The 9,984-nt window shown below is 41.8% G+C and carries 9 protein-coding genes, 1 tRNA gene and 2 pseudogenes; 2 read left to right on the forward strand and 10 right to left on the reverse strand.

The window, feature by feature from the left end:
- Positions 1-6: 6 nt before the first annotated feature.
- The 6 genes from HYT61_03920 to pilM all read right to left on the reverse strand — a co-directional run bounded on the left by HYT61_03920 (position 7) and on the right by pilM (position 5,616).
- Positions 7-1,098 carry a PilT/PilU family type 4a pilus ATPase gene (locus HYT61_03920; protein ID MBI2063351.1) on the reverse strand — a complete coding sequence of 364 codons (1,092 nt, stop codon included), beginning with the start codon at positions 1,096-1,098 and terminating at the stop codon, positions 7-9.
- A gap of 80 nt (positions 1,099-1,178) precedes the next feature.
- Entirely contained in the window at positions 1,179-2,858 is a 1,680-nt protein-coding gene (gene tadA, locus HYT61_03925) for a Flp pilus assembly complex ATPase component TadA (protein ID MBI2063352.1), read from the reverse strand.
- A gap of 112 nt (positions 2,859-2,970) precedes the next feature.
- Positions 2,971-3,252, reverse strand: a complete 282-nt coding sequence (locus tag HYT61_03930; GenBank protein ID MBI2063353.1) for a hypothetical protein — start codon at positions 3,250-3,252, stop codon at positions 2,971-2,973.
- Between the two features lie 85 nt (positions 3,253-3,337).
- Positions 3,338-3,859: a type 4a pilus biogenesis protein PilO gene (gene pilO, locus HYT61_03935; GenBank protein ID MBI2063354.1), complete on the reverse strand. Its 522-nt coding sequence runs from the start codon at positions 3,857-3,859 to the stop codon at positions 3,338-3,340.
- Between the two features lie 4 nt (positions 3,860-3,863).
- Complete coding sequence (locus tag HYT61_03940) at positions 3,864-4,430, reverse strand: hypothetical protein (GenBank protein ID MBI2063355.1); 567 nt, start codon at positions 4,428-4,430, stop codon at positions 3,864-3,866.
- Between the two features lie 85 nt (positions 4,431-4,515).
- A complete protein-coding gene (pilM, locus tag HYT61_03945; GenBank protein ID MBI2063356.1) occupies positions 4,516-5,616 on the reverse strand; it encodes a type IV pilus assembly protein PilM in 1,101 nt (366 codons plus the stop codon).
- Positions 5,617-5,660: 44 nt separating this feature from the next.
- Here pilM and HYT61_03950 point away from each other — a divergent pair, with 44 nt between their 5' ends.
- Positions 5,661-6,401: a ComF family protein gene (locus HYT61_03950; GenBank protein MBI2063357.1), complete on the forward strand. Its 741-nt coding sequence runs from the start codon at positions 5,661-5,663 to the stop codon at positions 6,399-6,401.
- Here the strand turns inward: HYT61_03950 and HYT61_03955 are convergent.
- Together HYT61_03955 and HYT61_03960 are read right to left on the reverse strand one after the other, a co-directional pair.
- Positions 6,398-7,270: a ParB/RepB/Spo0J family partition protein gene (locus HYT61_03955; protein ID MBI2063358.1), complete on the reverse strand. Its 873-nt coding sequence runs from the start codon at positions 7,268-7,270 to the stop codon at positions 6,398-6,400. The genes HYT61_03950 and HYT61_03955 overlap by 4 nt on opposite strands.
- A 132-nt stretch (positions 7,271-7,402) precedes the next feature.
- Positions 7,403-8,164, reverse strand: coding sequence for a ParA family protein (locus tag HYT61_03960; GenBank protein MBI2063359.1), 762 nt, complete (start codon positions 8,162-8,164; stop codon positions 7,403-7,405).
- A gap of 172 nt (positions 8,165-8,336) precedes the next feature.
- On the opposite strand from HYT61_03960, the gene HYT61_03965 reads away from it, so the two are divergent.
- A tRNA-Leu gene (locus HYT61_03965) sits at positions 8,337-8,421 on the forward strand.
- Between the two features lie 462 nt (positions 8,422-8,883).
- Here the strand turns inward: HYT61_03965 and HYT61_03970 are convergent.
- Both HYT61_03970 and HYT61_03975 read right to left on the reverse strand, forming a co-directional pair.
- A pseudogene (locus HYT61_03970) lies at positions 8,884-9,180 on the reverse strand (recombinase zinc beta ribbon domain-containing protein).
- A 234-nt stretch (positions 9,181-9,414) separates the two neighbouring features.
- Positions 9,415-9,864, reverse strand: a pseudogene (locus HYT61_03975) (recombinase family protein).
- Positions 9,865-9,984 lie beyond the last annotated feature (120 nt).

Genomic DNA, 9,984 nt, shown 5'->3' on the forward strand with positions numbered 1-9,984 from the left:
TGATCCCTATTTTAGGAGAGTTCTCAATTCTGCTGGGTGTAATGAATAAAACTCCGCTTGTTCGTAAGAAATCTCGCCGCGCCGCACCAAGTCAGCCAAAGAACGATTTAAAGATACCATGCCAACATCGGAACCGGTATCTATCATCAAATTCAGTTGTTGGACTTTCCCTTCGCGGATAATTGTCCTGACAGCTGGGGTCGCAATCATAACCTCTACAGCCGGAACTAATCCACCCTTTATGCGCGGAATCAATCTCATTGAAATAACACCGGAGATGGTATTTGCCAATTGGGATATTATTTGCCGTTGCTGTTGCGGAGGGAAAATATCAATAATACGCTCGATGCTTTGGGCTGCATTATTGGTGTGAAGAGACGCAAAAACCAGATGCCCAGTTTCTGCAGCAGTCACAGCGGTACTTACAGTATCATAATCCCGCATTTCACCCACCATTATTACGTTCACATTTTCACGAAACGTAGAACGTAGGGCCTTGTTGAAAGATATGGTGTCAAAGTAAACCTCTCTCTGGTCAATTATGCTTTTATCTGGAGTAAAAACGTATTCAATCGGATCCTCAATGGTTATTATTTTCTCACCGCGCTCGTGATTTATCAGGTCTATCAGCGACGCCAGCGTCGTGGACTTGCCATGTCCGTTGGGGCCGACGACCAAAACAAATCCTTGAGACAATCTCGTAAATATCTTTAAAATCGGCGGCAAATTAAGTTCATCAACCGTTTTAATTTCACTGGGAATAAGGCGAAAAGCAGCAGCAAAGTTGCCCCTGGTGTGATATAGATTCACCCTAAAACGCAGCTTATTGCTTAATTCATAAGAAAAATCTAGTTCTTTTTCAGCTAAAAATTTTTCTTTAGGGCCATCGCTAACCAACGACAAAACCAAGTTGTTGAGCAACTGATTATCCAGGATCTTGCGATCGGTTAATGGCACTAGCCGCCAGTCAATGCGAATTGTCGGATAGTGTCCGGGCGATAAATGCAAATCAGAGCCACCCTTTTGGGCAGTTACCGTTAAAAGCTCATCTAACTGTTTTTTATAATTTTCGCTTTGTATGTTTTGTGATGTATCCATCCTCGCTCTAAATTTTTAATTTCCAATTTTTAATTTTTAAATAAATCTTAATGTTTTAATTTTTAAACATTAGAAATTATTTATAAAATTATAAAATTAAAAATTATACCCTGGCGTATCGCTTCTTTCCGCAATTCTTCCTCGGAAATATTTGTAAGGACTATTCTTTCCAGTTCATCGGTCATGGCCAATGTCTCAAACACACCCATCCTGCCCTTATAGGACTTGCCGTTACATTCCTTGCAACCTTCGCCAGGTTTAAATATTTCAAAATTACTCTTGGGCAACTCTTTTTGGGCGTCGGGCGGCATTTTATCTAACGCCTTCTTTATCATAAACTCTTCACCGGTGTTGGCTTTGGTTTTTATTTTGCAGGTTTGACATAATTTTCTGACCAACCTCTGAGCCACCGCCAAGTTAAGCGTCGGGGCAATCAGATATTTTTCCACGCCCATATCAACTAACCTGGGAATGACGCCGATTGTATCGTTTGTGTGCAAGGTAGAAAGCACGACATGGCCGGTCAAAGATGCTTGAATCGCCAAACTGGCGGTTTCACCGTCTCTAATCTCGCCCACCATTATTACATCCGGGTCTTGCCTCAAGATATGCCTTAGGCCATTGGCGAAAGTGTAGTTAATTTCTTCGTGCGTTTGCGACTGATTAATTCCGTTTATGTAGTATTCTATTGGATCCTCTAGGGTTACTATATTGATACCTTCGTCGTTAATCTCACGCAACACCGCCGCCAATGTGGTCGACTTGCCAGAACCGGTCGGCCCGGTAATAAGAATCTCACCGAACGGTTTGACTATGCTTTCACGAACTAAATCCAAAGACCTGCCCCCCAGTCCCAGATCAGTCAATTTAATGTCACCGACAAGCGGATCCAATATTCTCAATACAACCTTCTCGCCGTTTCTGGTGGGAAAAGTAGAAACCCTAAAATCAACGCGCCTATCCCCCACCTTGGTAGAAAACCGGCCATCTTGTGCCAAGCGAGTTTCATCAATCTTAAGATCGGAGAGAATCTTAATCCTTGTAACTAGTGCGGACAACAAACCGGTGGGCAAAGAAAGGACGGTCTGCAAAACACCATCAACGCGGAATCTTAAGCGCACCCTATCTTCAAACGGCTCTATGTGAATATCTGAAGCACGCGTCTCAACCGCGTGCTTAATGACGATGGCAACAATGCGAGTAACTGGCGCTTCAGCGGTTATTTCTTCCAAACCGCCAGTTTTCTCGGTAATTTTGAGTTCTTTTTGAGAAACCTCCTCTGATAATTGCTCCAATGCTCGACCGACCTCCGTTGTCAACGTGCGGACGCTTTTGCTTAAATTGTCAAAATCCTTATAACTAATGAGGTATTTCTCTAAATTAAGACCGCGGTCGAAAGCTATAAACTTAACCGCTTCCAGCGCATCAATGTTTTCCGGATTTACAACGCCCACCCTCAAAACAGAACTATCCCTGGCAAAAGGTAAAACTTTGTAAAAATTGATTATGTTTTCGGGGATATCTTTTACTACATCGCGATCAATTTCAACACCAGAAAGGTCAGCCACAGGAAGCTGATAAATCTGCGATTTTATCTTAAGAAGATCGGCATCGCTTATTATGCTCTTTCTAACTAAAACCTCTCCAAAGTCCTTTTGAATTGCAGATGCTTCATTTTCAACTTCATTTGCAACCCCCGAGCTTAAAAGTCCCTGGCGCAGAAGTTCCTCTATTAAAAGTTGCGGAAGTTGATACGGCACGTTTAAGTGGTAAGTAGCAAGTAGTAAGTGGCGGGCACGGGGCAACAAGTTTAATTTTGTTTTTTCGCGTGCTACGTTCTACTTGCCACTTACTACGTATTGCAATGCTTCGTTAGAAGGGCGCGAAAATATCAATGCGACCAGTTGAGCCTGGCTGGACCGGTGATTCGCCGAAAATCCTAAGAGTTTTAAATATTAGGTTATCCAGACCAGAAAAATCAAGTTTTAAATCCTTGAACTTAGAAAAATTTACGTCGGTAAGACTTGCTGGCACAACCGAAACGGATTGATCTTGTGATGTTTGGTTATAATAAAAATAACCCACAATTAAACCGAGTATGATAATCGCAAATAAAATTACCGGGCTTGTTGTATTTTTGGTTGGAGTAATCATAAAAAGTATAAAGGGGTTAGTATTGAGTATTAAGGGAAATTTGGGATGCCCCCCATAATACATAATACTTGATACCAATCCCTTACTATTTCAGATAGTACGCGTTCATTTTAATTGTAAAGTTAACATTGCCTGGCGATGTGGTAGAGGCCGCTCCGGTAATCTCAAAGATGTCATAAAGCCGGAGACTCTGTTCCAGAAGTTTTAGAAAGTTAACAAAAGAGGGATACGCCCCAACCAAATCAGCTCCAATTAAAATTTTCTTATATCCTATTTCACTGGTAACCGGCACTGCCGCGGTAGTCAAAACTGACAACTGCAACCCCGATTGTTCAGTTATCTTCTGAATACTGGATACTACTTCATCAATTTGCTTCTTTTCCGGTATAAAAACCTTGATTTTGTTAATATCCGCTTGTCTGGACTGGGCTTGACGATTTAGTTCCTGAATTTTTTCAAAAACAAACGCTGTTTCTTTTAACACGACCTTCCTGGAATTAACCGCTTCTTTGGTAACTTTGATTGCGTCGTATTGGGGCATGACCAAAACAAAAAGCAAAAGTAATCCCAAGGAAAAGATAATTGCGGCTAGCGTATTTTTTTCCATTAAACTATTTTGGGTTAACTTTAACCGTCAATCCGTCGGGTTTAAAAAATAATTGCATAGTTAATTCTACTTGTCCCGTGGGTTGGCTTTGAACTTTGTTTAAAATTATGTCGGTCACGGAATCAATCGTGTAAAAAGAAGCAATTTGCCTTGCAATGGTAGTATAATTTGCGGCAAGAGCGGTAATTAAGATCTTCTTGCCCAAAACGTCAACATTTATTGATTTAAACTGGACCTGCGGCTGTACCAAACTCTGAATTTTAGTAAAAGCCTCCGACAACAAAAGGTGTGAACCTATCAGGGGATTTACTACGGCCAACTGTTGATTTAAATCCAAAAGCTTGGTCTCTGTATGCTTGTCTCTGGACTTTTCAAAATCAGACAACTGTTTATCAATTGATGACAACGTAGAAAGTAATGACTGCTTATAGAACACTAAGCCAAAATAAATACCCAGAAACAGCGCTAAAACGATAAAACTCAAAACAAGGATTCTATTTTGACCCGGCAATTTAATTTCTATCTTTTTCCTTGTTTCAGGAAGAAGTTGTAACCCTCCTATGTCTGACATTAACCTATACTCATTATACTACATGATGTCTGAATGCTTATTCACAACTAACCACATTTACAAAATTAAAATATTTTATTAAAAATTATATTTCCCTCATTGCTAGTCCGATAGCTATAGAAAAAGTGGGATTAAGTTCAGAACGAATTTTGTCTAACCCCGGTGGCGTGATTAAACGGGCCAAGGGATTGCCAACGGCTAGTGGCAAACCTAATTTGGCCCCAAAGTAATCCGCAAAATTGGGCATATTAGCCAAACCACCGACCAGAATTATTTTGGTAACCTTAGTATTTTTAAGTTCCTCGTAACTATGTATGGTTTTTTTGGTTTCAAAAGCCATCATGTCAATCAGCGAACTCATAGCTTCCTGAATTACGTTATTATCAACGTCTTTGATACCGAAACTTCGTTTCAACTCCTCTGCTCTCTTTAGATTCACATTCAAAGATTTGGATATGGATTTGGTTATCTCAAATCCTCCAATCTCATAGTTGTGGCTAATTCTTTCGTACCCATTATCAACAATAAGAATTGAGGTGCTCCGTCCGCCAATATTTACTATCGCGACCGGACTAAGATCGTTTCCCAAAAGCGCCCTTATCAAAGCGGAATTCTCCAACTCAAGAGCGCGCAAATTCAGTCCGGCTGATTTCGTAATATTTTTATAACGTTCCGTTTCTTGCTTATGCACGGCAACAAGAAAAACCTCAACTGTGGGCGTTTTGGGGGTAGCTTGCTGGTTATTGATCTGCTGCTGCTGATTTTTGGTCGCTATGTTAATGATTGACCAATCCAGCACCACTTCATCAAGCGGTAGAGGTATGTACTTGCGCGCCTCAAAAGGAATCGTTTTGGCCATGTCTTTTTCTGAAAGATAAGGCATGGAAATAATAGTAGAAAAAGTAGAAAAGGTCGGTATGGATGCCACCGCCTCACGGGATTTGATTCCGGAACGTTTTATAACCTCGCGTATCCCCCATGCTAAATCCTGATCCGATAAATGAGCAGTCCTGGATACTTGTCTGCCAGAAGCGTTTAGCGTCTCCTCGATGGATTCCAGTTCGAAAAGGCCATAATTTTCAAGCTTAAAACGGCCGGATTCTTTTGACAGTTCCACAATCTTAATTGAAGCCGTCCCGATGTCTATGCCGAGTTTTGATTTTGCTTTGAAACCGAAAAAATTCATACGTCTATTGTCATTATACCACTAGCTTGATAAATCTTATACACATGACCACATTAAAGAACTGGCTTCTTGATATCTTTTTCCCGCGGCACTGTTTGGGTTGTAATGTTTTGTTGCGGGAAAATAAGCTTTCATATCTTTGCCAACATTGCCAAGCCGCGATCAAATTTAAAAATGACTTTGCCTGTGCTTTTTGCAGATCGCCCGTAAAAAATGGCAAAACCTGCCAATTTTGTATTAAAGATCACTTTCTGGATAGGCTACTAGTCTCAACTTCATACGAAAACCCGCTTGCAGAAAAAAGTTTGAAAATGATGAAATACAGATTTATCGCAATGCTTGCCGGTGACATTGCTGGTTTTATGGTTAAATACATGCAAAACAGCCTGATAAAAAAGCTGGGCATTGAAACAGGAACCGTTGTTGTGCCGGTACCGCTCCATCGCGAACGATTAAACTGGCGTGGATTCAACCAGTCAGAATTGATAGCTGTGAAAATCGCCGATAATTTCGAATGGCCCTTGGTCACGAACGAACTCAAACGAGTCCGAGCGAATAAACCGCAAATTGAAATGCCGGATCGTAATTCTCGTATAAAAAATATGAAAAATATTTTTCAATATGCACCTGCGCGTGTAGGGTCGCCTGACATAAAAGGCAAAACCATTTTGCTTATTGATGATATTTCAACGACCGGTTCGACGCTTGACGATTGCGCCCGCGCCCTCAAGGGCGCGGGCGCAAAAAAAGTAATCGGATTCGTGTTCGCGAGAAACAAAATCTAATCCAGTATCGTCTTTGCAATTTTATTTAACTCTTCGAGAGTCGAGAATTTGATTACTATGTTGCCTCCACTGGCACCAGTTCTGATAAAAACCGCCGCACCAAGATTTTTTGAAAGGTTTTGTTGGAGTTCTTCAAATTTAGGACCGGAAACCGTTTGTTGACTGTTGGAATTATGTTCTTTGGCGACGTTTTCCAAATCGCGTACCGCAAAATTGCCAGTAAGAATACGTTTATACATTTCGCGCTGTTTTTTCTCATCCTTGAACGAAAGCAGAGTGCGCGCATGAGTGCGGCTTATCTTACCTGCACGTAAGGCCAATTTGATATCAGCAGGCAGACCAAGCAGCCGCATGGCATTCGCCACCACCTCACGGCTCTTGCCAACCTTATCGGCAATTTCTTTTTGCGTAAGTTTAAATTCGCTTGCCAGACGGGAATATGCTTCCGATTCTTCAAGTGGATTGAGATCCTCACGCTGAATATTTTCAACCAAAGCAACCTCCAGCTTAAGACGGCCTTCATCAAAATTATCCTTAACAATGGCCGGAACATGAGGTAAACCGGCTATCTTAGCCGCACGCCAACGCCGTTCACCGGCAACAATCTCATAAGTCACGTCCAATCCCCTATCTGTTTCGTGTTCCATTTTAGACACCAGTAAAGGCTGTAATATACCGTATTTTTTTATTGACGCCGCTAGCTCTTTGAGTCCGTCTTTATCAAAGTCATGCCTCGGCTGATTGGAATTAGGCCTGATCTTGTTTATCTCAATATAAAAAACGTTGTCCTGAATCTTTGGCGTAATCTTATTTGTCTTGGCCGGTATCAGCGACTCAAGGCCGCGACCCAAACCGAATAGTTTTTTCATCCCGTACGAGACAGGAAATGATTTACACAAGTAAATCATTTCCGTGCCTATCGATAAATTAGTTTATTAATCCCGATTAGATAACTATTGTAACCTTTCCTTGTTATTAGCAAAGGCTGTCTCGTTCGGGATTCATCCTATATTAATAATTTCCTCGGCTAACTCTTTATATGCTTGCGCGCCCTTGGAATTTTCATCAAATTGCAGAATGGTTTTGCCGAATCCAGGCGCTTCAGCCAATGATACGGAACGCGGAATTATCGTTTCAAAAACATGGCCGGGAAAATTCTTTTTAACTTCGGCAACAATCTCATTAGCCAACTTATTCCTCTTATCATACATTGTAAGCAATACGCCAAGAATCTTCAACTGCGGGTTGAGCGATGTCCTGACCATATCAATTGTTTTGAAAAGTTGCGTCAGTCCCTCAAGGGCATAGTATTCGCACTGCACCGGTACTATTACCTGTTCTGCAGCTGCCAAACCATTGATTGTAAGAAGACCCAGGGATGGCGGACTGTCTATGAGAATGTAATCGTAATTGGTGCGAATTTTATTAAGCGAATTTTTTAATTTAAACTCCCGCTCTTCCATATCAACCAGCTCAACCGTGGCACCGGCAAGACTTGGAGCTGACGGCAAAATGTCAAAACCAAAAAGCGACGTTTTTCTTATGATTGCTCCCGGCTCTTGATTGTCAACCAGTGTATGATAAAGATTAACGTGGTCTTCACCGAGATGCACTCCGAGTCCCGATGTTGCATTCGCCTGCGGATCAAGGTCCACCAACAAAACATACTTGCCTAGCGATGCTAAGTAAGCTCCAAGATTGTTGGCAGTCGTTGTTTTTCCAACTCCACCCTTAGCGTTGATAATTCCAATAACTCTTGCCATAGATATTTATATTTTATTCTTTTAATTGAAAAAGTGCAAAAAGTTTGGTATCTTTTAAAAGTAGCCGCTGTGGGTGAAAAACGGGCAAGCGCAGTTTTTCACGGACAACAAAAAGTTGCCCCGGCCACCACAGTAAACAGTTTTTTGACGAGGAATGGCCGAGAAATTAAAAGCCGCTGTGGTGGAATTGGCAGACACGCACGACTCAAAATCGTGTGCCGTAAGGCATGTCGGTTCGACTCCGACCAGCGGCACCACGTTGGAAAAGTCAATGCCTCGCCCCGCCTTCGGCGGGTCTCGGCGACCAAATCGTACGGATTTTTCGGGGCAAAAAGAAATTCCCGATTCCGGTTTTTCAGAAATGTTGCCATTTCGGAAAGATTTTCTGATTCAAGTAAATTAGTGGCTTGATTCAAGGATTTAACGAACTCACGAGCCGGTTCGAGCCAATACAAACCTTTTTGCTCAAAGTCGGTGATTTTCTCGTTTAACTCGACCTTTTGGCAAATGAGGGTATCTTTTTTAGCGGCGTATTCTTTTTGTGTAAGCGCGTCGTCAAGATATGCGTCAAGCAATTTTTGGAGCCTCGTTTCAACTTGCCATAATTGCATTTTAAGATTTACCACCTCACCCATCGCTTGTTCCTTTGCCTGTTTTTCTTCCGTGTCTAACGCCGCCAAAACCTTTTCGGTATCTTGGCTCGACAAAGAAACTTTTTGAAGGAAGTTTTTGATTTGTTCCACTAACTGACTTTCATCAAGATATTTTTCTTGGCACGCGCCTCGCTTTTTTGTACAGCGATAGTAAGTGTAAATACCGCCATTACCTTTTGCATATTGAGCAGTTATCGAGCAGCCGCACGAGGCGCACTTCATAAGGCCAAGAAAAGGAAAGTTATGTTTCCTGTCCGGTCTCACTTTTCCGCGTTTCGTCATCACTTCCTGACATTGATCAAAAAGTTTCTTTGAGGTTAACGGCTCGTGTGTTCCCTCAAAAATTTCTCCTTTGTATCGCATAAGCCCGATGTAAAAAGGATTTTGGAGAATATGCTGAACATTGCTCAATGATATTTTGTTTCCGGCATTCGTGAGCAACTTCTTTTTCTCACACCAATTTGCGAGAGCAATGAGAGGATATGCTCCAGTGGCATACATTTCAAAGATTTTCTTTACTAGAAGAGCTTTTTCGGTATCAAGATCAATACCGCGCGATTTGGGGTTATTGAGATAGCCCACCGGAGCCCAACTTGGCCATACTCCATTTCGTATCTTTTGTCGTAAACCCCTTTTTACGTTCTCTCGCAAATTATCCACAAAGTATTTACTCTGTCCAAAAGCAATGTTCAGCATAAATAATCCTTGTGGTGTCGGTTCAAACCAGAAGCAGGGAAATTTGAGGGAACGAATCAAGCCGCGATCAACGAAGTGGATTATCTTCCCCCCATCGACCGAATTTCTTGCAAGACGATCTGGGTGCCACGAAATAATCCCGTCTGCTTTTCCCTGTTCCAAAAATGACAACATTTCTGCGAATTTAATTCGCCCGGGTTCTTTTGCGGTTTTGGCCTCTTGGAAAGAGGCGACAATTTCAAGTTTTTCTTTGGCGGCAAATTCTTTGAGCTCAACGAGTTGAGCTTCAATACTTAATACTTGACGGTCATCTTCTTCAGTACTTTTCCTCGCGTAGATGATGTATTTCATAGTTTTGTTTAGTTAATTATTAAAATTTTTCTTTTCTGCTTCTAACGGAATCGGGAATTTCTTTTTGCCCCGAAAAATCCGTACGATTTGGTCGCCGAGACCCGCCGAAGGCGGGGCGAG

Source organism: Candidatus Yanofskybacteria bacterium (assembly GCA_016181175.1).
Classification (GTDB): domain Bacteria; phylum Patescibacteriota; class Minisyncoccia; order 2-02-FULL-40-12; family IGHO2-01-FULL-4-A; genus 2-01-FULL-44-17.

Excerpts from the sequence above, each read along its gene's own strand:
- HYT61_03920 (MBI2063351.1), bottom strand. The coding sequence starts at position 1,098 with ATGGATACATCACAAAACATACAAAGCGAAAATTATAAAAAACAGTTA.
- HYT61_03930 (MBI2063353.1), bottom strand. The coding sequence starts at position 3,252 with ATGATTACTCCAACCAAAAATACAACAAGCCCGGTAATTTTATTTGCG.
- pilO (MBI2063354.1), bottom strand. The coding sequence starts at position 3,859 with ATGGAAAAAAATACGCTAGCCGCAATTATCTTTTCCTTGGGATTACTT.
- HYT61_03940 (MBI2063355.1), bottom strand. The coding sequence starts at position 4,430 with ATGTCAGACATAGGAGGGTTACAACTTCTTCCTGAAACAAGGAAAAAG.
- pilM (MBI2063356.1), bottom strand. The coding sequence starts at position 5,616 with ATGAATTTTTTCGGTTTCAAAGCAAAATCAAAACTCGGCATAGACATC.
- HYT61_03950 (MBI2063357.1), top strand. The coding sequence starts at position 5,661 with ATGACCACATTAAAGAACTGGCTTCTTGATATCTTTTTCCCGCGGCAC.
- HYT61_03955 (MBI2063358.1), bottom strand. The coding sequence starts at position 7,270 with ATGAAAAAACTATTCGGTTTGGGTCGCGGCCTTGAGTCGCTGATACCG.
- HYT61_03960 (MBI2063359.1), bottom strand. The coding sequence starts at position 8,164 with ATGGCAAGAGTTATTGGAATTATCAACGCTAAGGGTGGAGTTGGAAAA.